Consider the following 25727-nt stretch of genomic DNA (forward strand, 5'->3'; position numbering starts at 1 on the left):
ACTGTCAAAGCCGGCCCGGCAGCAATCTAACATAATTAGAGGCTGCGACGCAACCCAATAGCACGATTTCGGCTGCTCTAATTTTCTCACATGAGCTGAATAATATTGATTATTCGTCTCCTCTAACCTAGAATGTGCCACTAAAAACCAAGGGAACCCATGACGCGCGTCCTCCTCATCGCAGACACCCAACGGGTGCAACGAATCTTCCACCGCATGGCCGAACAGGGACTGCTGCAACTGCAGACGGCGTCGACCCTCGCCCTCGGTGAATTCGAACTCTCCGATTTTTCCCCTGATATCACCTTCGTGCAAAGCCGCATCTCCGGATTTTCCGGGGATATCCTGCTGCGCCACCTGGACAAGATGCTCCCTTCCGGGGGGCGCCTGGTGCTGCTCGCCGGCGACAGCGAAGACGCCGCCCAGGCGGAAAGGCATGGCAGAACCTCACTCGACCTCACCATGGACGATGCGCTGCTGGAACGTTGCGCGGCGGCGCTGCTGACGGGGGAGCCCCTGCCTGACGTACCGCTCCGGGAGGAGCCGCAGCCGGTCAAAGTGGCTCCGGCCAAAGTGAGAAAAGCCGCTCCCGCCGTCGCGGCACAGGAAGAGCCCCCGCAAAGCGTGGTGCGGCCCGAACCGGAACCGGCAGAACTCGAGCAGGCGGCCGCAGCAGAGACCACCCCGGCTGCGGTCGTTGCGTCTCAGCCGCTGCCTGAGGAACCGGCAGGAGCGGGCGAGTATCCCCCCCTGCGCGTCAGTGGCAAGAGCGCCGCCTCCGCCTTCGAGGAGGTCATGCAGCAGGCAGAGGCCAAGAGCGCCCCCATGGACGCGGCACTTGCGGAAGTAGAAGACCGCATCGAGGTCAGAGCGGGAGCGCCGAGGCAGGAGTTTTTCGAAGAGACCTTGCCGGCCCCCCCCGCGCTGGACGGGGCTGCCAAGGGAGCCGGAGGCTACTACGCCGGCGAGACGGTCGCGGAAGCGCTGCGCCGGGCCGAGCAGAAGAAGCGGCGCAGCCCCTGGCTGTTCATCGTGCCGGTCCTGGTGGTGGTCGCCATTCCGGTGGCATCGTACCTCGCCGGCCGGCGCTCCGCCCCCGAACAGGCAACCATGCCGGCCGCAAAGCCGGCCGTGAAACCGGCGCCTGCCCCGGCCGCTCCGAGTGCACCTGCTCCCGCCGCCCCTCAGCATGCTCCCGGTACTTCTCCCGGCGCTGCTCCGGCACCCTCACAGGCGCTGCCGTCCGCGGCAACGCCCGCCGCGAAGGCCCCCGCTGCCCCTCAGGTTCCGGCTGCGACGCCGCTGACGCCTCCGGCCGGCAGAGCACAAGGCGCGGCCCCGGCCAAGAGCGCGCCCCGGCGCGGTATGGAGAACCTCCCCGCCATGCTGGAAGGTACCAAGCTCGATGCCGAGTACGGCAAGAAGCATCCCGGCTGGGTGAGATACCTCGGCATCCGGGCAGAGTACAAGCTGTTCAAGGAGAACAACCTGTACCGCGCGATTCAGGTCATTCCCGTCCCCGGCGGCACCGTTTCAGACGACCTGTTCAAGAGGGTGCTGCGCCAGTTCGGCGGTGCGGACAGCTATCGCGTCGAGTCGAGCGCCGCCAAAGGCGATTACCTCGTGGAGCAATGCGCGACGCACGGCCCGGCTGCGCTCACCATCTACCGCAACAAGACCAACAACAAGGTGAAGGCCCTGGTGGTCTACTACCCCTAAAAGAGGCGACCGATGATCCCTGCCAACAAGGCGACGCTGCTGCTCGCGCTTTTGTTGATCCCCGCCCGGCTCCACGCCGCGCCCCCGGAATTCCAGATCGACATCAAGGAGTTGGATCGGCAAAAGCCGGCCGTGGCGCCGAAGCCCGTCCAGAAACCCGCCTCCAAGGAGCACAAGCCGGTGCCCAAAAAGAAAGAGCCGGCGGCGAAGGCCAAGCCTGAGACCAAAAAGGAGCAGGTCTCTTCCGGCGGGGAGTACGTGCGCTACACCATCAAGCCGGGAGACCACATCTTCAAAATCCTGGTCGGGCATTTCGGCATGTCCAACGAGGCTGCCGAGCGGCTCGTTCCCGAGATCATCGAACTCAACGACATCAAGAACATCAAGACGCTCGAGGTGGGGCGGACCCTGCTGATCCCGGCTGCGGCCCTGCATGGGGCTGAGGCGAAGGCGGCCAGGAAGGAAAAAAAACCTGCTCCGGCACCGGCAGAGAAGCCTGCACCTGTGCCGCAACCGGCTCCGACGACGAAGGCCGAACCGGCGCCGAAACTGGCACCGGCACCAGCTCCAGCTCCGCAACCGGCACCGAACCCGGCACCTGTTCCTGCTCCGGCTCCTGCTCCGCAACCGGCACCGAAGGCTGAACCGGCACCTGTTCCTGCTCCTGCTCCTGCTCCACAACCGGCACCGGCACCGGCACCGAAAGCTGAACCGGCACCGGCACCCGCGCATGAATCCCCTCACGCTCCGGCGGCGACGCCGTCAAAGGCGGCACCGTCCGTTCCGGCCATCCCCGAGGCGACCACGTGGGTCTGCCATGTGAGCCGGCATGATGCCGGCAGCGTCGTCGACTCGGTGCTCAACGCTGTCTCCGCCGCCTGGAGCCGCAACAAGATCATCCAGTCTCCCGCCGGGGCCGCCATACCCTTTAGCATCAGGGTGGACCGCTACTTCGAGTACAAGGGGAACCGCTACATCGTGAGCATCGGGGAGAACGACCCTTATAACTACACGCTGATCAGGATCCTGGAGACCGCCGGGTATCGGGTGCTCATGTTGACCGGGAAGGAAGATTTTCAGACGGTGACGGAGAGGTTGTTCAAGCTGGTGGGAATCGCGCCCGATTTCGGGACGCATCCTCTGCAGGAGGGGAAGCAGGCGAAGGGGTTCCTGGTCCGGCAGGACGACGCTGCCGGGAAGCGTGTCCTGATCACCGATACGGCACCGCCTCCGGGGCACAAGTGGGTGATGCCGGCCGGATGCGGCGCCAAGTAAGCACGGAGACTAGGGGATGGGGATTGCCGAGTGCTCCCCGTCCTCGGTGTAGTAACCGATGTTTTCCGGGGACATGGCGTTGCTCTGCGGGGTGGTGGTCGGGGGGAGTGCGCTCTTCGCGGTGGTTTCGACGGGGGCCGCTTTTTGCTGCAGCACTTCCTTGGGAGTCGGCACCGCTCCCTTCACCTTCTCTTTGAACTCGTCGGTCTTGCCTTTCGACGCTTCATCCACCCAGCCTTCCACTTTCTGACGCACCAAGGCCTCGAGGTTGTCCTTGAGGGGCCTGTAGTCAGCCTCCTGCCGCAACGGCTTCACCCGCTGCAACTGATCAAAGACCTTTTTCGAGTAACGGTCACGCTTGTCCGGGGTCTGGCTGTTGTAGCAGCCGATCGCCTTCCAGGTGTAGCCGTACTTTTCCATACACATGGACAGGATCCAGGCACCGGTCTTCACGCTGTTGCACGGGTCGCCGAGGGAGTTCCAGCGCTGTTTGCCGATGGTGGGAGCCCAGCTCGAGTTGATCTGCATCAGCCCGAAATCGTAGGTGCCGTTGCTGTTGTGATTGACGGCGGCGGGGTTGAAGTTGGATTCGACTTTGGCGATCGCCCGCAGGATCTGCGGGTTGATGCCGTATTCTTCACCGGCTTCTTCGAAGCAGAAGGCGGACGCATTAGTTGCCGCTGCGAGCATCAGGGCCGCGGCCGCGTAAAGCAGTCTGGCTTTACCCATTACGGGTTCCTCATCAGGGGGTGTGGGGTCATCCGCCGAAGGAGAGGGTGGCGCGGGCGGATGCCGGCGGGCGGGTACGGCTGCCGGCCGGAGCGCAATTCCGGTCCATAATACATTTTCCGAAAGGGCATGTCATCTGATAAAGTACCGTTGCCGTCCGAGACGCCCGCAACGGCGGTCGTGCCTGCCGCGATTTATCATGCAAAGGAGCAGCCGATGAGAATGAATCTGACCGAGCTGGAGATCAGGATCCTGGGGTGCCTGATGGAGAAAGAACTCACCACGCCGGAATACTATCCGCTCACCCTGAACGCGCTCGCCGCGGCCTGCAACCAGAAGTCGAACCGGGACCCGGTCATGAGCCTCGCCGAAGCCGACCTGCAGCGCGGCCTCGAGGCGCTGGGAGCGCGCGGGCTGGCGCGACTGACCACCACCGGGGGGCGGGTCGACAAGTACGTTCACTCCATGGGGGACAAGCTGGGGCTTGCTGTTCCGGCGCGCGCGGTGCTCGCCGAGCTGATGCTGCGCGGCCCGCAGACGGCGGCGGAGCTGCGCAGCCGCGGCGAACGTATGGCCGAGGCGGGTGACCTGGCGGCGGTGGAGGACATACTGCTCGCGCTGCAGCAGCACGGCCCGCCGCTGGTGGTGAGATTGCCGCGCCAGCCGGGCCGCAAGGAGGCGCGCTACGCCCAGGTCTTTGCGGGGATGCCGGAACTGCCGGAGGAGGAGCCGGAGCAGCCGACAACAACTCCGGTGCCGAGGACCCGGCCGGGGAACGAGCGGCTGGAGCAGCTGGAACAGGAGGTGGGGGGCTTGCGTCAGGAGATCGGGGAGCTGCGCCGGGAGGTGGAGGAGTTGCTGGCGGCGTTCTCGTAAGGGGGCAGAGGGTGGGCCAAGGCAAATCCCCCCTGTCCGAAGGAGGGGACTGGCTCCGTCAGGTGCCTGTCCCCTTAGTGCTTGGGGAAGCTGGCTGAGCGGAAAGCGGCGTTCCGCTAGAGGGACAGGCACCTGACGGAGCCAGTCCCTTTTGCCAAAAACGAAGAAGGCTCGACCATGCGGTCGAGCCTTCTTCGTTTTTGCAGATGCTGCGGTGAGTCCGATTAGATCAGGCCGTGGGCCACCATGGCCTTGGCGACTTTGATGAAGCCGGCGATGTTGGCGCCGTTCACGTAGTTGCCCGGGGTGCCGTACTCGGCGGCGGTCTCGTAGCAGGTGTCATGGATGTTCTTCATGATCTGGGCCAGACGCTGTTCGGTGTACTCGAAGGTCCAGGCGTCGCGGCACGCGTTCTGCTGCATCTCCAGCGCGGAGGTGGCAACCCCGCCGGCGTTGGCCGCCTTACCCGGGCCGTAGGCGATTCCCGCCTCCAGGAAAACCTTGACCCCCTCCGGCGTGGTCGGCATGTTGGCCCCTTCGCCCACTGCGATGCAGCCGTTTTTGACCAGGGTGGCGGCGTCCTTGCCGTTGATCTCGTTCTGGGTCGCGGAAGGCATGGCCACCTGGCAGGGGACGTTCCAGATGTTGCCGTTGGCGATGTACTTCGCGTCCTTGTGGTAGGTGGCGTAGTCCTCGATGCGGCGACGCTCCACTTCCTTCAACTGCTTGACCAGCTCGAGGTCGATCCCCTTTTCGTGGAAGATGACGCCGTTGGAGTCGGAGCAGGTGACGCACTTGCCGCCGAGCTGGTGGATCTTCTCGATGGTGTAGATGGCCACGTTGCCCGAGCCGGAGACGGAGCAGGTCTTTCCTTCGAAAGATTCCTTGCGCACCTTCAGCATTGCGTCGACGAAGAAGGTGGCGCCGTAGCCGGTCGCCTCGGTGCGCACCAGGGAGCCGCCCCAGTCGAGCCCCTTGCCGGTCAGGACGCCCGGCTCGAACCGGTTGGTGATCCGCTTGTACTGGCCGAACATGTAGCCGATCTCGCGTCCGCCCACCCCGATGTCGCCGGCGGGCACGTCGGTGTGCTCGCCCAGGTGGCGGTACAGTTCGGTGATGAAGCTCTGGCAGAAACGCATGATCTCGTTATCGGATTTTCCCTTGGGGTCGAAGTCGGAACCACCCTTGCCGCCGCCGATGGGGAGGCCGGTGAGGGAGTTCTTGAAGATCTGCTCGAAGCCGAGGAACTTGATGATGCCGAGGTAGACGGAGGGGTGGAAACGCAGGCCGCCCTTGTAGGGGCCGAGGGCACTGTTGAATTCGACGCGGAAGCCGCGGTTGATGTGAACGTTGCCGGCGTCATCCTGCCAGGGTACCCGGAAGATGATCTGGCGCTCCGGCTCGCAGATCCTCTCGATGATCTTACGCTCCGCGAACTCTGGGTGCTTCACCAGCACCGGCCCCAGCGATTCCAGAACCTCGCGGACCGCCTGGTGGAACTCGACCTCGCCCGGGTTTCTCTTCAGCACTTCCTGGAAAATGGGTTCTACTTTCTCGTCAATCTGTGGCGACATACATCCTCCTTGAGCATTGTAGGAGCGGTTTTTGCCCGCTCTTTCATCAGCCGCGTCGGGGTTGGGAGCCCGGCATGCTGAAATATGACGCAGGAGTATGCACACGGTGAACCATTTTTGGGCATTGCTGCGTAATAAATATGCAGGCAATGGGGATTGTGCCGTTTTTGTTGGCAAAACTGCGCTGCGGGAGAGGTGGTGTGGTGCTGAGAAATTAATCAGCGGCGGGTGGGTGAACTACTTTTTGTACTCTCTTTAATCTTGGTGAGTACACAGATGGGCTGGAGAGAGGCGGACGCAAAAAAAGGGACCACGGTTCGAACCGTGATCCCTCGCGCTGGCGGAGCCGTGCCTCTAGTTGGTGAACATGAGCTTGCGCTCCAGGTCCATGGAGTGGGACAGGCGCTTGGCCTCCTCCATGGTGATCTGCTCCTGCTCGTGCAGCTGGATCAGGTGCTGGTCGAGGGTCTGCATCTGGTACTGGCTGCGGCCGTTCTCCATGTGCGCCTCGATCTCGTCCAGGCGTCCCTCCCGGATGCAGCTCTGGATGGTCGTGGTGGCGCGCATGATCTCCAGCACCGGGATGATGTTCTCGCCGGTCTTGTTCATGACCAGGCGGATCGAGACGGTGGCCACCAGTATGTCGGCGAGCCTTTGTCTCACGATCTCCTGCGCGTCGGGGGGGAAGTGGCCGACGATCCTGTTGATGGTGGAGACGGCCCCCTGGGTGTGCAGGGTGGACATGACCAGGTGCCCGGTCTCGGCGGCCATGAGGCAGGACTCGATGGTATCGGTGTCGCGCATCTCTCCCACCATGATCAGGTCCGGGTCCATGCGCAGCGCGGCCTTCAGTGCGGAGCTGAAGCTGTCGGTGTCGATGCCGACTTCGCGCTGGATGATGCAGCTCTTCTCGGAGTGGAACAGGAATTCGATGGGGTCTTCGATGGTGATGCAGTTGTAGCTGAAGTGCTCGTTGATGTAGCGCAGCATCGAGGCGAGCGTGGTCGACTTGCCGTTGCCGGTCGGGCCGGTCACCAGGATCAACCCGTTGGGGGCCTTGACGATCTCACCAAGGACCGGCGGCAGGCGCAGTTCGTCGAAGGTGCCGATGTGGGCGGGGATCACCCTCATGATGATGCCGAAGTGCCCGCGCTGCTTGAAGATGCTGACCCGGAAGCGCGCGCCGCTGGGGAGGGAGAAGGAGGTGTCGAACTCCTTCTGGTCGGGCTCCCAGCGCCGGCCGTGGTGGGTCAGGATCTGGGCCGCGATGAATTCCGTGTCTTCCGCGGTGAGGTCGGGGAGCTTCGATCGGATGATCTGCCCCTTGCCGCGGAAAAAGGGAGGGTTGTCCACCTCGAAATGCACGTCGGAAACCTTCTTGCTGAAGGCTATTTCCAGAATCTGGACGAAAATCTTGGCATCCATGGCGGTCCCTCTCTTGCTGCGGCAGATTGAAATGAATGGCAGACGGGTCTTCTTTTCGGCGCACCCGGTGACCGGCTTGAGCGGCCGGCGCCGTTATTTCTGGGCGCAGCGCTTGCGGTACAGGATGTTGTCGATCACGAGGCCGGCGTGCTGGGACAAAAGCTCCAGCAGCGGCACCTGCGGGTCGGTTCCGGTCCCCGGGCCGAAATCCGCGTAGATGATGGCGATGACGCGGCCGAAGCTCTTCACCGGGAGGAGCAGCGCCTTGCCGGTCAACGGGGAGCCGATGGCCCCGTACATGGTGTCGCGCAGCGCCTGGTCGGCATCGCCATAGCAGATCTCGCCGCTGAGGGCGCGCTGGTACAGCGACCCCTCGGATGGGGAAAGGCGCAGCTTTACCGAAGTGACGGCTCCGGCCGCATCCACCCCGATCGCCCGCTCGGCGATCAGTTCCGAGCGTACCACCACCAGGGTGACGCCGCGGCGGAAAACGCTGCAGGCCGCCTGCAGCAGTGCGAAGGTGACCTCGGGTGGGTCGTGCTGTTCGGCGAGGGCGAGAAACCGGTTGCGGAACTTGCCGGATAGGTCCTGCTCGGGCTTGCCGTGGTCCCGGTCCAGGTAGGCTGCCAGAGCCCGGCAGCTGTCGATGGTGTCGGTTATGAAGGTGTCGGGGCGCTGCTCGCGGCAGGGGCGCGGCAGCAGCGCCGACACGCCGTTTTCCTGTGCGGCAGCGCAGAGCGCGTAGTCGCCCGGGGCGGCCAGGAGCACGATGGCGAGGTCGGCGAAGCGCTCCCGGGTTTTCTTGAGCAAGCCGGCCAGGTCGCGTCCGTTTCTGCCGGAAGGCTCCCCCGCGTCCAGCAGCAATAGCGGGGTCTTCTCCCGGGACAGGGCCTGGTCGATGACGGGGTCGAGCTGCTCGGCGTCGTCGGTGGCGCAGATGAAGCGCGGGCCGCAGACCGTGGCGCAGCACTCGCGCATGAGTTTCGCGGAGGTCAGCAGGATGACGCCGAGGCTGCTGCCGGATTCCGGGGCGCGCGCCGAGAGCTGCTCCAGGTAACGGAATAGTTGCTGTTGATCGCTTGCCGGGATTCCCGCCAGTTCACCCTGCAGCCGCGTGGCCGGGGTGTCGGGGACCTCCTCCTGGAGCGCCGAAAAAAAGGTCGGGATGTGCCGCTCCAGCCCTTCCAACTCCTCCAGCCCCAGGTCGGCGGCGGAGAGCTCGGCGGCGGAGGGTTCGGCTGAGCTGCGCTGCGCTTCGGGGGCGGCGATATTGCCGAAGATGGATTCGGGGGTGAGGGTGCCGTCGCGCTTGCGTTCGTCGTAGATGCGCAGGGCGTCCATGAGGATGCTCTGCGTGTTCATGTTGATCTGCTCGGGGAAGTAGCGGTACTCGTCGGAGACCACGATCTTGTCCACCTCGAGGCAGAAGGTCCCACGCGACCAGGTGAGCACGTCGACGATGGTCATCTCGATGAGGGCTTCCAACCCCTGGTAGGCGGCTTGGGTCGGGACGACGTTGCCCTCGATCAGCATCTGGATGATCGGCTTGCGGTTTTCCCCCGCGTCCCGCTGCTCACGCAGGGCCGTTTCCAGCGCCTCGCGGCTCAGTAGACCCATGTCCAGCATGACCTGGCCGATGCGGATGGAGTTGTTGACGTGGTTTGCGCTGACGATGAAACCGTCCCGGAAGACGAGCTGGCTATCCCCCTTGACGCCTTTCAGCGTGAGGGTGCCGGTCTTGCCGGTCTGGTGCAGCAACTGGATGACATCCACTAAGGGAAGGTGTTCTAAATCGCCTTCAAAGGACATGCCGATACCCTTGTCTGCCTGTGGTGGGTGAGGTGGAGCGGGTCAAGCGGAGGAGATTCTAACATGCGACCGGGGGTAAGTAAACCGGAATTGCTGGGGAATTGGAGGAAAGGATGGCGGGGGGCTAGGCGGCCTCGAGTTCTCCGGTGTGGCTGAGCCACGCGAGGGCGAGGGCGAGCAGGCCGGCGACGCCGCCCATGGTGAGGCTGCGGCTTACGTAGTGGGCGTTACGCTGTGCGAGGAAGGTAAGGAAATCGTCTCGTTGTACCACCATCCGCTCCAGCAGCCGGCCGTCTTCGCGCACCGTTTTCAGGCCGCTGCGGCCGCCGCTGCGCAGGGTGGTGCTGTCCTCAACGGTCTGCATCAGCCGCCCCATCATGGCGAAGACGGCGCTGCCGCGGTTGCCGCCGTCGGCGAGCTCGCGCCGGAACACCGGCAGGGCTTCGTCGAAGAGGCTGGGGAGTCCGGCCAGCGCCTCCTCGCGGATACCCCCTCCCTGGAAGCGGTTGCGCACCCGGTGCGCCGAACCCGGTTCCCCGTGTTCGAAGAAAAGCTCGGCAAGGCCGGCGATCGACGAGCGCAGGCTCTCCTCGTCCCGGCCGGGAGCGCAGGCGCCGGCACACAGGACCAGCCCCCCCAGGAAGATGTATCCCTTGTGGCAGCTGGTCCCAACGGCACGCTGCACCGCGCGTTCGGCAGCGACCCCCAGGCGCACCCGGGCCGCCAGGTCCTCGCCGGACAGGACCGCATCGCAAAGATCCATGAGGTACAGGGAGACGATCTTCAACGACGCCTCCATGCGGGGCACGGAAAGGTCCGGGTGGGCGCCGCAGTCGCAGAGGTCGACGAGACCCGGCTTGGGGGTCAGGTAGAGCTCCATGAAGGCTCCGCGCACCAGGTTCTTGGCGAGTTTGGGGAGATAGCTGGTCATCTCTGGGATCAGGCTCCGGGTCCGGCTTGGATAATTGAGATCCGTATAGTAGCATTTTTTCGCCGCAGAAGAGAATGTGTATACATTATAAAGGGATAAGCCGCCCGGACCCCGTGCTTCGAGGGGCGCGGAGTTCCCCGCTGCGGACCGGCGATCGCGCTCTTCCGGACGGAGCGCGCCGGGAGAGGGAAGCATAATAACCTTGAATTACTACGGCAATCTGGGATACTCTTCAGTCTTGGTGCCCGGCTCCCGGGCCCGGCATAACCTGGATGCACCCGCAGATTCCCGACCAGCTCTACCCTTGCCGCAGGGGGCCAAGGAGCTTCCCGCCTCCCCGACCATCGGCCTTCCGGGTACGCCAGGCCCATGATCCAGCGCACGCATCGACCCGATTGGAGACCCTCTCGACATGGAAATCTACAAGGCGCAGCCGCGACAGCCGCAGCGCAGGTTGAAAAAAGCACCAGCACCCACCCTGAAGTACCTGCTCTGGGGCGCCGCCGGCGGCTCCACCATCATGCTGCTCGCCTTTCTCGGTTACTTCTTCTACCTCCTGGGGGCGCTCCCCAAGGTGGACCGTCTCGCCGACTACCGCCCCCCGATCCTCTCGCAGGTCTACGGCCAGGACGGCACCCTGGTCGGCGAGTTCTATCTGGAGCGGCGCACCGTGGTGCCGGTGGACAAGATGCCCAAACGGCTGATCCAGGCCTTCGTCGCCGCCGAGGATTCCAACTTCTACCAGCACAAGGGGATCGACTACCTCGGTGTCGCCCGCGCGGCGGTGAAAAACCTGATCTCCATGCGCAAGAAGGAAGGGGCCTCCACCATCACGCAGCAGGTGGCCAAGTCCATGCTGCTCACGCCGGAAAAGAAATTCTCCAGGAAACTGAAGGAAGCCATCCTCGCCAAGAGGATGGAGGAGCGGCTCACCAAGGACGAGATCCTCTACATCTACCTGAACCAGATCTATCTCGGCGCCGGCGCCTACGGTGTGCAGCTTGCGGCTGAGACCTACTTCGGCAAGGAAGTGGACAAGCTGAACCTGGCCGAGATGGCGATGCTGGCGGGGCTCCCCAAGGCGCCCAACAGCTACTCCCCGATCAAGCACCTGGAGCGGGCCAAGGAGCGCCAGGGGTACGTCCTGGAGCGGATGGTGAAGGAAGGGTACATCACCCAGGTCGAGGCGGACTATGCCAAGGCCACCCCCATCGTGATCCAGCCCCTCAAGAAGGTGAACGCGGAGCAGTCCGCCTACTTCCTGGAGCAGGTAAGGCAGCAGCTCGTCGAGAAGTACGGCGAGGAGCGGCTCTACAAGGACGGCCTGAAGATCTACACCACCATGAACGCCGAGATGCAGAAGGCGGCCTACGACTCCGTGGTCAACGGCCTGAAGGCGGTGGACAAGCGCCAGGGCTTCCGCGGCGCCGCGAAGTACCTCGCCGAGGCCGAGGTGGAGCCCTTCTGCAAGAAGGTCGAGGACGACATCGACGATCTCTCCCTGAAGCAGGGGGTGGTGTACCAGGGCGTGGTGACCGGGGTCGACGCGGCCAAACGCGAGCTGGCGGTCCGGGTCGGCGACCGCACCGGCACGCTCCCCAGAAAGAACATGGATTGGGCCGGCAAGGTGGAACTGGTCAACAGCTACGGCAAGCCCCAGGCCAAGCGGGCCATCGGGCTGGGAGCCGTGCTCGAACTGCAGGTCAAGGAGCCGGACAAGAACAAGGCGGGGGCGGTGTTCGCCCTGGACCAGACCCCCGAGGCGCAGGCTGCGCTGGTCGCCATCGACCCGATGACCGGGGGCGTGCGCGCCATGGTGGGGGGCTACGATTACAAGAAGAGCCAGTTCAACCGGGCCATGCAGGCCAAGAGAAACCCCGGTTCAGCCTTCAAGCCGGTCATCTACGCGGCGGCCCTTGAGCACGGCATGACCACCGCCAGCATCATCGACGACTCCCAGGTGGAGTACGACAGCGGCGGCGACAAGGCGTGGAAGCCGAAGAACTACGACAACGTCTACCGCGGCCCGGTCACCATGCGCGAGGCCCTCACCAACTCCATCAACGTGGTCAGCGTGAAGATCCTGGAGCAGATCGGGGTCGGCACCGCCATCGACTACGCCAAGAAGCTGGGGATCACCTCGCCCCTGGCCAGTAACCTCACCCTGGCCCTGGGTTCGTCCAGCGTCACCCCGATGGAGCTCACCAGCGCCTACTCCGTATTCGCCTCCGGCGGCTACCGCACCACGCCCTACTTCGTCACCAAGGTGCTCGACCGCGACGGCAACGTGCTGGAAGAGATCCAGGAGCCGAAAGTGCCGGTGTTCGGCAAGATGTCCAGCGCCCAGGCCGACGCGTCCGCCGAAGACGAGGGGGAGGAAGGGAAGGTCCCGCCGGCCGTGCCGCAGCCGGGACAGCCGGTGCTCACCGAGGCGACCGGCGGCGTGATACCGGTCATCCCCCCCGAGACCGCCTTCATCATGACCAACCTGATGGAAAGCGTCGTCACCAGCGGCACCGGGGGACGGGCGCGCGCCCTCGGGCGTCCCGTGGCAGGCAAAACCGGCACCACCAACGACATGAAGGACGCCTGGTTCGTGGGGTACGTGCCGCAGCTGGTGGCCGGGGTCTGGGTCGGCTACGACCAGGAGCGCAGCCTCGGCGCCGGCGGTTCCGGCGGGCAGGCGGCGGCGCCGATCTGGACCGAGTTCATGCAGCGGGCCATGGCCGGTGTCCCGGTGAAGTCGTTCCCCACCCCGGGCAACGTCACCTTCGCGCTCATCGACCCGCGCAACGGGCGCCTGGCCAAGGACGGGACGCCGGGAGCGGTGCAGGAGTGCTTCGTATCGGGGACCGAGCCGACGAGCTACAGTGCGGAACCCCCGGCCGACGCCGTCTCTGCGCAGTAAGTTGCCGGAATAGCGATGGTTGTGCGCGGCGGGGGCGGTTGTTTAACGGCGCCGAACGGATCCCCGTAAAGCCTTGCCAGGAGCGGATCGAGGCCTCAAAAACGGGCTAGATCCGCTCCTGTCGCGGAGAAAATGGAAGCAGGCACAAGAAAACCCTTGCAAATTACGAATATATGATTATAGTGGCGTTAATTTAATCCAGCCAAGGAGGGTTTCACATGACTAAAGCAGAACTGGTCGAAGCAGTGGCGAAGTCCGCTAACATCCCCAAGGCCGCAGCCGAGAAGGCCGTCGGTGCATTCATCTCCACCGTGAGCGGTGCGCTGAAGAAGGGCGACAGGGTAACCCTGGTAGGTTTCGGCAGCTTTGAAGTTGCCAGCCGTCAGGCCCGTACCGGCAGGAACCCGCAGACCGGCAAGGAGATCAAGATCGCCGAAGCCAAGGTGCCCAAGTTCCGCCCCGGCAAGGCCCTGAAGGACGCCATCGCTGCCAAGAAGAAGTAGTCTCGGACCAGCCAGCGACGTGCCCCTCCACGACTGTTGCTACGTCACCGGCACGCAAGAAGACCCCGCCCACAAAGCGGGGTTTTCTCTTGTAAACGTATACAAAAAAAGAAAAACTTGCCTTTGTCGGGCACCTGTAGTAAAGCTGTTCGCCTGACTGACATCAGTTCCACCGGGGTAATACCCCTCCCATCGATCCAACCCCTTCGCATTCAGGTTAATCCCCACGAGAAATGCGGCAGCAGCTAATTGGTTGGCAACGATGTACGGTTTGCCGGTCATATGGCGTGTTGCCGAGTAATATTCAGCTAAGCCTGCGACAATCGTTGTCGCGGCGGGTTTGGCACGCCCCACATTTCACCGCCTTCCGGCGCAGCAGCCGCTTTCGTCCCGTGGGGATTCCCGGGATGCAGCGTGGCCCTGCTTTGCCGCGAGGGTACGTAAAGGAAACGCATGTCTTTTGAATCACTGAACCTCTCCGCCCCTCTCCTCAAAGCAATCAACGCCTGCGGCTACACCGAGCCGACCCCGATCCAGGCCGAGTCGATCCCGCTGGCCCTCTCCGGCCGCGACCTGATCGGCAGCGCCCAGACCGGCACCGGGAAGACGGCGTCCTTCGTCCTCCCCGCCCTGGAGCGTCTCCTGGTCCCGTCGCCGGTACGCGGCAAGGGGCCGCGCATCCTGGTGCTGACCCCGACCCGCGAGTTGGCCATCCAGGTGGTGGACGCGGTGAGGACCTACGGCAAGTTCATGCGGGTGCGCTGCGGCTCCATCCTGGGGGGCATGCCCTACCGCGACCAGATGATGCTGCTGTCCAGCCCGGTCGACATCATCGTTGCCACCCCGGGGCGCCTGATCGATCACCTGGACCGCCGCACCATCAACTTCTCGCGCCTGGAGATGCTGGTCCTGGACGAGGCCGACCGCATGCTGGACATGGGCTTCTCCGAGGACGTGGACAGGATCGCCGCCGCGGCCCCGACCGAGCGCCAGACCCTTTTGTTCACCGCCACCATGGACGACGCCATGGCGAAGCTGGCCCAGCGCCTCTTGAAGGACCCGGTCCGCGTCGCGGTGGACGTGAAGCAGGTCACCAACCTTTCCATCGAGCAGCGCCTGCACGTGGCCGACGACATGCGCCACAAGAACCGCCTGCTGCAGCACCTGGTCTCCGACGCCAGCGTGACCAAGGCGATCATCTTCTCGGCTACCAAGAAGGACGCCGACCAGCTCGCCTTCGAGCTCTACTCGCAGGGGCATGCGGCCGCGGCGCTGCACGGCGACATGTCCCAGGGTGCTCGTAACAAGACCATCTCCAACATGCGTCGCGGCAAGGTGCGCCTTCTGGTCGCCACCGACGTCGCTGCCCGCGGTCTGGACGTCTCCGGCATCAGCCACGTGATCAACTACGACCTCCCCAAGTTCGCCGAGGACTACGTGCACAGGATCGGCCGGACCGGCCGCGCCGGCGCCACCGGGATCGCCATCTCGTTTTGCTCCATGAACGAGGTTGCCTACCTGGACCGCATCGAGCGTCTGACCGGCAAGCCGCTCCCCCAGCACGTGATCGAGGGGCTCGAGCCGACCCGTCCGCTGAGAAGGAACAACGGCGGCCCCGGCGCACGCAAGGGACGCCCCGGATTCGACCCGCGCAAGAAGGGTTTCGCTCCCAAGGGACGCCCGTCCCAGGGTGGGCGCCCCGGCCAGAGCGCGCGCCCGGGACAGGGCGCCGGCCGTCGCGATGCCCAGCCGGTGGTCGAGTACCGCCGCGGCAGGGGCGGGGCGGGAAACTAGCCTTTTCCTTGCTTTAAGTCGTTGGTTTTGGTATCGTTTGCAACTGTGTATACGGCCCCCCGGCGTCCCGCCGCGGGGGCCGCTTGCGACTGAGCGTCGGTCGGCAGCGTCGACCGCCATGAGAGATACGACAGGGGGTAGCAGATGTCCGCAGCAGTTGAACTTGGAAAGGGTCTCCACTGGATCGGGGTCAAGGACCCCAGCCTCACCGTCTTCGACGATCTCTTTCCCACCCAGTACGGCACCACCTACAACTCCTACCTGGTGCAGGGCCAGTCCCACATCGCCATCATCGATACCGTGAAGGCCAAGCGCTTCGACGAATACCTGGAGAAGATCCGTTCCATCGTCGATCCGGCCGAGGTCGACTACATCGTCGTGAACCACTCCGAGCCGGACCACTCCGGTTCCCTGTCCCAGCTCCTGAAACACTGCCCGAAGGCGACGGTGGTCTCCAGCCAGGCCGCGCGCACCTTCCTGGGGAACCAGATCCACCTTCCCTTCGAGTCCCGCATCGTCAAGGACAACGACCAGATCGACCTGGGCGGACGCACGCTGCGCTTCATCGCCGCGCCGTTTCTGCACTGGCCGGATACCATGTTCACCCTGCTCGAAGAGGACCAGGTGCTTTTCTCCTGCGACGCCTTCGGCTCGCACTATTCCCCGGAAGGGCTCTTCGCCGACGAGTGCCCCGATTTCTCCGGTGAAACCCGCTTCTACTTCGACTGCATCATGCGTCCCTTCAAGGAGCGCATCCTGCAGGCGGTGGCGAAGCTGGACGGCATCGAGCTGAAGATGCTCTGCCCGAGCCACGGCCCGGTGTATCGCAGCGACGCCAGGAAGGCGGTGGAGCTGTACCAGAAGTGGTCCCAGCCCAAAGCCGCCGGGCGCCGCGTCGCCATCTTCTACATCTCCCCGCACGGCAACACCGAGCAGATGGCCGAGGCGGTGGCCAAGGGCGCCGGCGAGGCCGGTGTCCACGTCACTCTTTGCCACATCAACCACGCCTCGGTGGCGGATATCCGCGACCTCATGGAGGAGTGCGACGGTCTCATCTTCGGCACCCCGACCATCAACCGCGACATCCCCAAGCCGATGTGGGACGTCCTTGCCTACCTCTCCACCGTGAGCCTGAAAGGGAACATCGGCGGCGTCTTCGGCAGCTACGGCTGGTCCGGTGAGGCGTGCCGCATGGCCGAGGAGAGGCTGAAGAGCATGAACTTCAAACTCCCGGTGGCGCTGGTCCGCTCTCCCTTCATGCCCAAGCCCGAAATCCTCGCCGAGTGCGAGGCCCTGGGGCGCGCCGTGGCCGAAGAGGTTCTCAAAAAGTAGAAGGATCGTCTCAGGACGCGGCAGCAGGCAGAACTCTCCCGTAGCGTTCCCACCCCCGGAGGGGGAGGGACAGGGAGGGGGCGCGCAGCGTCCTGATACCCTTCTTCCCCCCTCCCGACCTCCCCCCTCCGGGGGGAGGGGTACCACTCCCAATCCCATGCAGACAACCAGCCAGCACATCGTAGAGGTCGCCATCCCGCTCCCCCTGGAGGGAAGCTTCCACTACCTGGTGCCCGAGCGTCTGTCATCCGCGGTCCAGGCCGGCAAGCGCGTCCTCGTCCCGTTCGGGAGGCGCAAGGTCACCGGCTACCTTTTGGGCGATGCCGACGCGCCCGGCGCGGGCGAGTTGAAGGAAGTGCTCGAGATCCTCGACGAGGAGCCCCTGTTCACCGCGGCCGAGCTCGATTTCTACCGCTGGATCGCCGGCTATTACCTGCACCCGTTGGGCGAGGTGATCAAGATGGCGCTCCCGGCCGGGATCAACCTGGTGAGCCGCTACCGCTGCGAGCAGTCCGAGGACGGCACCCCGGTGCTCAAGGAGTACCTGGCCGGCGGCAAGAGCGTGCGCACCGAGCGGGTCTACACCGCGGACCCCGACTGTACGGCGCGCCCCCGGGGCAAGGGGCTGGAGATCCTTGAGTACCTGCTGGAGGTCGGCGAGTGTTCCGGCCCGAAGCTCAGGGAGCGCTTCGGCCCCTGCACCGCCCAATTGGGGCGCCTGGTGGAACTGGGTGCTGCACGTCTTTCCCAGCGCGAGGTGTACCGCGACCCCTTCAAGGCGAAGGAGTACGGCCACGACGGTCCACTCCCTTTGAACCCCGCCCAGGCCGAGGCCCTGTGCAAGGTGTCGGCCGCGCTCGCTGCCGGCGAGTTCGCGCCCTTTCTGCTGCACGGCGTCACCGGCAGCGGCAAGACCGAGGTGTACCTGCAGTCCATCGCGGTGGCGCTCGACGCCGGCAGGAGCGCACTGGTACTGGTCCCCGAGATCGCCCTCACCCCTCAGCTGGTGGGACGCTTCAAGCGTCGCTTCGACTGCGGCATCGCCGTTTTGCACTCCGGGCTCTCCGACGGGGAGCGCTTCGACGAATGGCGCCGCATCCGGCGCGGCGAGGCAACCATCGTCATCGGCGCCCGCTCCGCCCTGTTCGCGCCGCTGGAAGGAATCGGGGTGATCGTGGTCGACGAGGAGCACGAGGGGAGCTACAAGCAGTCCGAGGGGGTGCGCTACAACGCACGCGACCTGGCGCTGGTCCGCGGCAAGCTCGCCAAGGCCTTGGTGCTCCTGGGCTCGGCGACGCCGCTGGTAACGAGCTACCACGCCGCCCAGACCGGCCGGCTCGGATACCTGAGCCTCCCGGACCGGGTGCGCGACCTCCCCATGCCGGAGACGAGGATGCTGGACGCGCGCAACCACAAGGGGGAGATCTTCCTCCCCGAACTGGTCGAGGCCATGGGGGAGAACCTGGACGCCGGCGGCCAGACTCTGCTCTTTTTGAACCGGCGCGGCTTCGCCACCTACCTCGTCTGCGAGACCTGCGGACACGTGCTGCGCTGCCCCAACTGCGCCGTGACCCTCACCTACCACCGCATCAAGGGGAAGCACGTCTGTCACTACTGCGACTTCACCATGCTCCCGCCGAGCACCTGTCCCGACTGCCAAAGCGGCGCCATCACGCTTCTGGGGCGCGGCACCGAGCGGGTCGAGGACCAGGTGCAGAAGCTTCTTCCCGACGCGCGGGTGTCCCGCATGGATCGCGATTCCACCCGGGGCAAGGGGGGGCACGCCCGGGTCCTGAAGGAGCTGGAGGAAGGGACGGTCGACATCCTGATCGGCACCCAGATGATCGCCAAGGGACACGACTTCCCGGGGGTGACCCTGGTCGGCGTGCTCTCGGCCGACGCCTCGTTGAATCTTCCCGACTTCCGCAGTGCCGAGCGCACCTTCCAGCTGGTGACCCAGGTGATGGGGCGGGCCGGGCGCGGCGACAAGCCGGGGCGGGTGCTGGTGCAGACGCTGGCGCCGGAGCACTACGCGCTCACCCATGCCGTGGCGCACGACTACCTGGGCTTTTACCGGGAGGAGATCGCCTTCCGTGAGGAGGTCGGCTACCCTCCCTTTGCGCACCTGGCGGCGCTGACCTTTTCGGCGGTGGCGGCGGGGCAGGGGGAGCACGCGGCCGATGAGGCGGCGGCGGTCCTGCGCAGGATCAAGCGCGAGGCGCGGCTCCGGGTGGAAGTGCTGGGTCCGGTCACGGCTCCCTTGGGCAAGGTGCGGGGGCGGTTTCGCTGGCAGATACTGTTGAAGGGGGTGGAGCGGGCCGACCTGCACCGGCTCCTCTTTCATTTCCGGAGCCGCTTCAGCCACCCCTCCACCGTCCGCCTCACCATCGACGTGGACCCGGTGGATATGCTGTAACTCTCCTCCCTCTCCCCCTCCCTTGACGGGAGGGGGCAGGGTGGTGGGTGAAGCCGCAAGTAGTATGGCAATGGTGGCACCTTCCCCCACCCCCTAACCCCCTCCCGCAAGGGGAGGGGGAGAGCATTTTAAACGACAGCTTGAACAAAAAAAGGGCCTCCCGAATCGGGAGGCCCTTTTTGTTGCTGGTTCAGCAGCCGCCTAGTGGTGCGGGTGCATGAAGGCGTAGATCATCAGCATCAGCAGCGAGATGCCGATGAACAGCGCGGTGAAGCCGAAGGTCTTCAGGCAGAAGTCGTAGAAGATGCCGGAAGATTTCTTGGCCGCGAACTTCTCGGTGATCCCTTCCTTCTCGTAACGGGCCCACTGATCGCCACGCTCTTCGACGAACTCGTGCTTGGACATCTGGCCGTTGAAGATGACGAAGTCCATCGGGAACTTCTCCGGACGCCCGTGGGTGTTGAAGAAGTGGACCGAGAAGATGAAGCCGGTCGCCAAGAGCGCCTCGTCAGAGTGGATGATGGTGGCCACGTTGAAGGCCCAGCCCGGCAGGAACATGCCGAAGAACTCGGGGAACCAGAGCATCAGGCCGGAGCCGCCGATGGCGAACATACCCCAGAAGACCGCGATGAAGTCGAATTTCTCCCAGTAGGTCCATCTCTCGAAGGCCGGCTTCGGCCCTTTGAAGAAGAACCAGCGTACCATGCCGATCACGTCGGTGATGTCGCGCAGGTTCGGGCAGAGGGAGTCGGGTCCGAAGAGCCTCTGGAAGAAGTTGCCCTTGATGTCCTTCCTGATGAGCAGGAAGTGTACGCTCATGAACAGCGCCATGGCGAAGTAGACGAAGGTGATGCCTGCGCAGACCCTGTGGAAGAAGCCTGCGTTGGGTGCCCCGCCGTAGAGATCCATCAGGAACTTGGCCCAGACCTGGTCGCTGAACTTAAGCGGCAGACCGGTGAGGGAGAGGCCGAGGAAGCTGATGATGACCAGCAGGTGCATGAACACGTGGACCCTTCTGAAGCGGCGGTACTGCTTGTGCCCGTCGGGTACGTGGTGCAGGATGATGCCCTCTTCCAGAGCTGCAGCCTTCTCACGGTTCTCCACGAAGCCGCGGATCATCCAGAGCAGGGTGTGAATCCAGAACACGGTGAAGGTACCGACCAGCAGGCCGGTCATCGCGATGAAGGTGTAGAACAGGATGGGATACTTCTCGCGGTCGTTGTGCTCGCCGTGGGCGTAGAACTTGGTGAAGAGCTGGCTCCCCTTGCTGTGGCACTTGGAGCAGGTCTGGACCAGGTTAGCCGGGTTGACCGAGGACTTCGGGTCCTTGGAAGGCAGGATGGCGTGCGCGGTGTGGCAGTCGGCGCAGCCGGCGACCTTTTCCGGGTAGCCCAGGCGGTAGTTCTTGCCGTGGTAGCTCTCCATGTAGCTCTTGACGGCGACTTCGGAGATGTGGTTGCGCTCGACAAGTTTCTCGTCGGCGTGGCAGCGCAGGCAGACCTTGGTGTGGAACTCGCGGTTGGAGTGCGAGTTGGGATCGCCCAGCGCTTTGATCTCGTGCAGGTTGTGGCAGTCGTTGCAAGCCGCCGAATCCTGGTTCCCGGCGAGTACGCCCTTGCCGTGTACCGACTGGGTGAAGCCGCGCTCGTCCTTGTGGCACTGGGTGCACTTGACGAGGACCCTACGTTTGTCCTTGTTCCAGTAGGTGTGGCTGTGCATGTCGGTGTGGCACTGTGCGCACCCGATGCCCTTCTCGCTGTGGATACTCTTGGCGTGCTCGGCCGCTTCCTTCTTGTGGCAGCGAACGCACTGGACTTTGCCAACCTTGATCTCGCCCTTCATGTGCTTGGCGAGTTCGACGATCTCGATGTGGCAGCTGGTGCAACCGTTTTTGCCGTGTACGGAGTTGGCCATTGCCTCGGCGGAAATCTTGTTGCCGTGGCAGCCCAGGCAGGTTGCCGGGTCGATGGCCAGGCCCTGAGCGGCGAAACCGGGCCGGGCTAGTGCTAGCAGCAGTAGCAGCGGGATGAGGCGTGTGAAGACTTGAACCATTGTAATCTCCTGTATTTAGGATCGTTTTAGAACGCTTTAATCTATTGGGGCGCTCGCAACGGCGCCTACTTTAATACGCGCGGCTTCATAAATCAACTGAAAAAGCGCCAATTAATAAGCAGGATACAACCTGTCCGTCTCCCTTTTTCGCTGTCGCAGTCAGTCCTTTTAGCACAGATGAAAAAGTGTAAATAGGCTAACCAAAACGGCGCAACTGTTTGACTTACCGCAAAATTTATGTCTGGTTCAAAAAGTTACTGACAGTGCATTTATGAAGTAAACACAATATCTGCCATTGCGCGGTCACAAGTAAAAATGAGTGAGGGTAGTGTATACGGATCGTGCGAGGGCGGGAGATGCTACGGTAGCGGCCAATGGGAGTAAAGAGATCCCATTAAACGTGAAGGCGCGCGACGGGCTCAACTATCCCTTCGGCGAGGGCGAAGCTCAGGAATTCGCGGGCCTCTTCTTCCGAGAGCCCGGTGCTGCGGCAGAGGGTTCTGGCGCTTTGTTTCCCGTCCAGTGCCAGCAGTAGCTCGAAATAGGGAGGGGAAACCGACTCGGTGCAGACCTCGCCGTGCGCAGGGTAGATGAGGGCGCAGGAGCCGGTCGCATTGAAACAGGCACAGAACTCGGCCAGGTCGGGTTCGCCTGCGTCCAGGATCTCCAGAACCTCGTAGCTGAAGCGCGCCAGTGTGGTGCTGGCGGCGAGCGCCAGCGGCAGCTGCAGCGGGTCGAGGCGGCGCAGCTGTTTCGGCGTGGGGGGCGTCGGCGGGGCAGCCATCAGCGCCGAGGCGTAGTGGTGATGGTAGTCGGCGAGGTCGAGCGCCAAGGGGAGGAGCTTCGCTTTCTTCCTTTCCCTGAATATCTGCTCCAGGAACCTTCTCTGCAGCCCCCAGATCTCCTCCTCGGCGATGTCCGCTTCCCCGCGCTCCCCAAGGAAATCGGCGAAGGCGGCGAGGAATGCGCTCGGCGTCAGCCTCAGGGCCTCGACCACCGAGTTGAACCACGCGACGGCCTTGCCCCGGCTGTAGAAGACGTCACAGGCGGCGGCGAGTCTGCCGGCCCGGCTCAACTGCTCCGGGGTATAGCCGGGGGTGGCGACCACCGTGTACGGGGGGGCCTCCAGGTGCTGCACCCCCAGCGCCTGCGCCTTGCCGTACAGCCTCGTTCCGGGCAGAACGGCCAGGGGGAAGATGTCCAGGTGGTTCGGGTAGAGCGAAAGGGCGAAGTCGAGCGAGGACCGGAACAGTTCGGGCGTGTCGCCCGGGAGACCGTAGATCAGGTCGAAGCCGAAGATGGCGCCGCTCTGGTTCAGGAGGAACGCGCGATTGACGAAGTCGTCCCGGTCGAAGCCGCGCCCCACGGCGCGCAGGACGGCGGCGTCGGCGCTTTGCAGGCCGATCTGCAGCGAGCAGGTGATCGAGGCGAACAGCTCCGCCATCTCGGCGTCGATGAACTCGCTGCGCACCTCGAAGTGGAAGTGGATACCCGGGGCCACCTTCCGGATCAGGCGCAGGATTTCCTTGGCCCGCCTGGCGTCCTTATTGAAGGTGGAGTCGAGCACGAAGACCTGGGGGACCTGGAGCCGCGCGAACAGGCGCAGTTCGGCCTCGACGCGCTCCATGGCGAAGCGGCGCACCCCTCCGCTGCCCTTGTGGTCGAAACAGAAGGAGCAGGCGAAGTCGCAGCCGCGCGAGAGTTGCCAGAGCGCGCCCCCGGGGACGGTCGGGTCGAGCCGCCCGGACAGGTACGGCGACGGTAGGGAATCGAGGTCGAGCGGGGAGGGGAGAGGCGCCGCAGCATCCCCGGGGAGCACGATACCGGCAATACCCGCCGGCGCGCCGCCGGCTGCGATCCGGCGGACCGCCTGCACCAGGGTCCCTTCGCCCTCACCGCGGACGATGAAGTCGAACACCCCCTCGTCCAGCAGGCCGGCGGGGTTGGCGGTAGGTTCCGCGCCGCCGGCGCACAGGATCGCGTCGGGCAAAAGCATGCGCAACTCCCGGGCCACGGCCACGGCATGGTCGCGGCTCCAGACGTAGACGGAGAAGGCGACCAGCTCGGGTGTGGTCCGGGCTATCTCGCGGGCGCAGCGGGCGGCATCGTCCTGCAGGAAGAACTCGGCGATGGCGGTCTGGAGCGACCCCTGCAGCGCCTGGTCCGCGAGGAGCGCTTCCTGCAAAAACGCGCAGGCCAGCGGTACCGCTTGCGGGGACGGGTGGGGATGGATAGCGACAAGTGTTATTTTCATGAAGTCTTCGGGCGGGCCTTCAGGGAGGGCTTGCCCCCCTCGATCACCACGACGAAATCGACGTCGCGGCAACCGTACTTCTGCATCAGGGCGGGCTTTTGCCGGTTGATCGCCTCGGCGACCTTTTCCTTGGTGATGTTGTCCACCGGGAGGTTGCAGGCCAGGCGCGCGTTGACGTACTGCTGGAACACGGAATCGATCTGTGTTTCGTGGGAAGCGGCAGCGGGCTGGGGCTTCTTGTCCTGGGCCTTTTGGGCCTGGTGCAGCGACATCCTGAAGCGGTCTCTCTGGAACTTCCCCTCCTCGATGAGGCGGTTGGTGCGGGTCCACTTCTGCTTGTGCACGCTCAGCGTGGCCACCAGGGAATCATATTTGAACCGCTGGCTGGTGTTGGGGATGCTCACGTTCTGGTAGCGCCTGACCGCCCGCTCCACGGCGTCGAGCAGACGCAGCGGCTCCCTCTTCTCGATTCCGAAGAAGTACTGCTCGTACTTGATCACCAGTTCGCGCAGGTCAAGCTCAAGCTTGGCTATGTCCTCGGCGACGCCCATGAAACCTCCACTGCAGGACTATAACGGTAAGTTGCGGTTTAGTAAACGATAAAAAGCGCATGGGCGGCGCGCGGGGCGGGAGTGAAACAGCTTGACCTGACCAGGCATTATTGTTAAAAAAGAGCAATTTGCTCAGCGCAAGGGGGACTACGATGAAGAAGATATCCGCAATAGTGCTGGCAGCCGGCATGGGAACCAGGATGAAGTCGAACCTGGTCAAGGTGATGCACCAGGTGGCCGGCCCACCGATGATAGAATGGCCCGTTGCCGCCGCATTCGCCGCGGGGGTTAAGCGTTGCGTCCTGGTGGTGGGGCACCAGCAGGAGAAAGTGCGCGAATATTTCGCCGGGCGTGCCGAGATAGGCTTCGCGCTGCAGGCCGAGCAGCTCGGCACCGGGCACGCCGTGCGCTGCGCCATGCCCGAGATCGAAGCCGATGCCGAAACCGTGCTCATCCTCTGCGGAGACACTCCGCTGCTCACCGCCGACAGTCTGCGCGGCATGCTCGACGCCCACGAACGGAGCAAGGCCTGCGTGACCGTCATGACCGCCACCCTGGATGACCCCTTCGGCTACGGCCGTATCGTCAAGAGTTCGGACGGCAAGGTGGTCGCCATCACCGAGCAGAAGGATGCCAGCGAGGCGGAGCGCCTGATCCGGGAGGTCAATGCCGGCGTGTACTGCGTCGACCGCGCCTTCCTCGCCGAGGCGGTCGACAAGCTCGACAACGACAATGCCCAGAAGGAATACTACCTGACCGACGTGGTGCGCCAGGCCAACGCCCGCGGGCTCGACTGCCGCAGCTACCCGGTTGCCGACCCCCTGGAGATCTCCGGCGTGAACGACCGCGCCCAGATGGCCGACGCGGCGGCGGTGCTGCGTCGGCGCATCAACCGGGAGCTGATGCTCTCCGGCGTCACCATGATCGACCCCGCCGTGGTCTACATCGATCGTGGCGTCACGATCGGCCGCGACAGCGTGGTCTACCCAGGCGCCGTCATCAAGGGGAACACGGTGATCGGCGAGCGCTGCAAGATCGGCCAGAACGCGCTGATCGAGGACTGCCGGATCGCCGACGACGTGGCGGTCAAGGCGGGGAGCGTGCTGGAGGATTCCGTGGTCGGTCCGGAAGCAGCCATCGGCCCGATGGCGCACTTGCGTCCCGGCACCGAGCTCTCGGCGCAGGTGAAGATCGGCAACTTCGTCGAGACCAAGAAGGCCTTCATGGGGGAGGGCTCCAAGGCCTCCCACCTCACCTACCTCGGGGACGCGACCATCGGGCGCGACGTCAACATCGGCTGCGGCACCATCACCTGCAACTACGACGGCGTCAGAAAGCACAAGACCGTGATCGAGGACGGCGTCTTCGTGGGGAGCGACGTGCAACTGGTGGCCCCGGTGACGGTCGGGAAGAACTCCCTGATCGCGGCGGGCACCACCGTCACCAAGGACGTCCCCGCCGATTCCCTGGCTATCGCCCGCTCCCCCCAGGTGAACAAGGAAGGGTGGACCCTCAGGAAAAAATAACTGTTGCGGGCCCCGCCAAGATGGTATCCTGTACCGTCTTGGGTACGCCCATT

Annotated in this window: 18 protein-coding genes; 9 read left to right on the forward strand and 9 right to left on the reverse strand. The window is 64.3% G+C overall.

Annotated features, from left to right (window positions below):
- Window positions 1-159: 159 nt before the first annotated feature.
- Window positions 160-1719 (forward strand): hypothetical protein, encoded by a 1560-nt coding sequence (locus KP004_RS20695; protein WP_216800274.1) that lies wholly within the window; start codon window positions 160-162, stop codon window positions 1717-1719.
- Window positions 1720-1731: 12 nt separating this feature from the next.
- Complete coding sequence (locus tag KP004_RS20700; RefSeq protein WP_216800275.1) at window positions 1732-2994, forward strand: LysM peptidoglycan-binding domain-containing protein; 1263 nt, start codon at window positions 1732-1734, stop codon at window positions 2992-2994.
- Between the two features lie 9 nt (window positions 2995-3003).
- Here the strand turns inward: KP004_RS20700 and KP004_RS20705 are convergent, their stop codons facing one another.
- Window positions 3004-3723, reverse strand: a complete 720-nt coding sequence (locus tag KP004_RS20705; protein ID WP_216800276.1) for a lytic transglycosylase domain-containing protein — start codon at window positions 3721-3723, stop codon at window positions 3004-3006.
- Window positions 3724-3939: 216 nt separating this feature from the next.
- Between KP004_RS20705 and KP004_RS20710 the strand changes: the two genes are divergently transcribed.
- Window positions 3940-4599, forward strand: a complete 660-nt coding sequence (locus KP004_RS20710) for a YceH family protein (RefSeq protein ID WP_216800278.1) — start codon at window positions 3940-3942, stop codon at window positions 4597-4599.
- Between the two features lie 224 nt (window positions 4600-4823).
- On the opposite strand, the gene gdhA is transcribed toward KP004_RS20710, so the two are convergent.
- From gdhA to KP004_RS20730, 4 genes are all read right to left on the reverse strand, one after another.
- Window positions 4824-6173: an NADP-specific glutamate dehydrogenase gene (gene gdhA, locus KP004_RS20715; RefSeq protein WP_216800279.1), complete on the reverse strand. Its 1350-nt coding sequence runs from the start codon at window positions 6171-6173 to the stop codon at window positions 4824-4826.
- Window positions 6174-6527: 354 nt separating this feature from the next.
- The gene (locus KP004_RS20720) at window positions 6528-7598 is read right to left on the reverse strand and encodes a type IV pilus twitching motility protein PilT (protein ID WP_216800280.1); all 1071 of its coding nucleotides are present in this window, start codon (window positions 7596-7598) and stop codon (window positions 6528-6530) included.
- Window positions 7599-7691: 93 nt separating this feature from the next.
- Window positions 7692-9371: a DUF4388 domain-containing protein gene (locus KP004_RS20725; RefSeq protein ID WP_239026883.1), complete on the reverse strand. Its 1680-nt coding sequence runs from the start codon at window positions 9369-9371 to the stop codon at window positions 7692-7694.
- Between the two features lie 160 nt (window positions 9372-9531).
- A complete protein-coding gene (locus KP004_RS20730; RefSeq protein WP_216800283.1) occupies window positions 9532-10338 on the reverse strand; it encodes a triphosphoribosyl-dephospho-CoA synthase in 807 nt (268 codons plus the stop codon).
- A 412-nt stretch (window positions 10339-10750) separates the two neighbouring features.
- On the opposite strand from KP004_RS20730, the gene KP004_RS20735 reads away from it, so the two are divergent.
- A complete protein-coding gene (locus KP004_RS20735; RefSeq protein ID WP_216800285.1) occupies window positions 10751-13246 on the forward strand; it encodes a penicillin-binding protein 1A in 2496 nt (831 codons plus the stop codon).
- Window positions 13247-13464: 218 nt separating this feature from the next.
- Window positions 13465-13749, forward strand: a complete 285-nt coding sequence (locus tag KP004_RS20740) for an HU family DNA-binding protein (RefSeq protein ID WP_015718556.1) — start codon at window positions 13465-13467, stop codon at window positions 13747-13749.
- A gap of 39 nt (window positions 13750-13788) precedes the next feature.
- On the opposite strand, the gene KP004_RS20745 is transcribed toward KP004_RS20740, so the two are convergent.
- The gene (locus KP004_RS20745; RefSeq protein WP_216800287.1) at window positions 13789-14031 is read right to left on the reverse strand and encodes a hypothetical protein; all 243 of its coding nucleotides are present in this window, start codon (window positions 14029-14031) and stop codon (window positions 13789-13791) included.
- A gap of 171 nt (window positions 14032-14202) precedes the next feature.
- On the opposite strand from KP004_RS20745, the gene KP004_RS20750 reads away from it, so the two are divergent.
- The 3 genes from KP004_RS20750 to priA all read left to right on the forward strand — a co-directional run bounded on the left by KP004_RS20750 (window position 14203) and on the right by priA (window position 19291).
- The gene (locus KP004_RS20750) at window positions 14203-15543 is read left to right on the forward strand and encodes a DEAD/DEAH box helicase (RefSeq protein WP_216800288.1); all 1341 of its coding nucleotides are present in this window, start codon (window positions 14203-14205) and stop codon (window positions 15541-15543) included.
- A gap of 144 nt (window positions 15544-15687) precedes the next feature.
- Window positions 15688-16875: an FprA family A-type flavoprotein gene (locus KP004_RS20755; protein ID WP_216800289.1), complete on the forward strand. Its 1188-nt coding sequence runs from the start codon at window positions 15688-15690 to the stop codon at window positions 16873-16875.
- A gap of 157 nt (window positions 16876-17032) precedes the next feature.
- Window positions 17033-19291 carry a replication restart helicase PriA gene (gene priA / locus KP004_RS20760; RefSeq protein WP_216800291.1) on the forward strand — a complete coding sequence of 753 codons (2259 nt, stop codon included), beginning with the start codon at window positions 17033-17035 and terminating at the stop codon, window positions 19289-19291.
- Between the two features lie 201 nt (window positions 19292-19492).
- Here priA and KP004_RS20765 read toward each other — a convergent pair whose 3' ends face one another.
- From KP004_RS20765 to KP004_RS20775, 3 genes are all read right to left on the reverse strand, one after another.
- A complete protein-coding gene (locus tag KP004_RS20765) occupies window positions 19493-21343 on the reverse strand; it encodes a cytochrome c3 family protein (RefSeq protein ID WP_216800292.1) in 1851 nt (616 codons plus the stop codon).
- Window positions 21344-21737: 394 nt separating this feature from the next.
- Window positions 21738-23597: a B12-binding domain-containing radical SAM protein gene (locus KP004_RS20770; protein ID WP_216800294.1), complete on the reverse strand. Its 1860-nt coding sequence runs from the start codon at window positions 23595-23597 to the stop codon at window positions 21738-21740.
- Window positions 23594-24148 carry an MXAN_5187 C-terminal domain-containing protein gene (locus KP004_RS20775; RefSeq protein ID WP_216800295.1) on the reverse strand — a complete coding sequence of 185 codons (555 nt, stop codon included), beginning with the start codon at window positions 24146-24148 and terminating at the stop codon, window positions 23594-23596. The genes KP004_RS20770 and KP004_RS20775 overlap by 4 nt, the downstream gene beginning before the upstream one ends.
- 152 nt (window positions 24149-24300) lie before the next feature.
- Between KP004_RS20775 and glmU the strand changes: the two genes are divergently transcribed.
- Complete coding sequence (glmU, locus tag KP004_RS20780) at window positions 24301-25674, forward strand: bifunctional UDP-N-acetylglucosamine diphosphorylase/glucosamine-1-phosphate N-acetyltransferase GlmU (protein WP_216800296.1); 1374 nt, start codon at window positions 24301-24303, stop codon at window positions 25672-25674.
- Window positions 25675-25727 lie beyond the last annotated feature (53 nt).

The organism is Geomonas oryzisoli, from assembly GCF_018986915.1.
GTDB classification, from domain to species: Bacteria; Desulfobacterota; Desulfuromonadia; order Geobacterales; family Geobacteraceae; genus Geomonas; species Geomonas oryzisoli.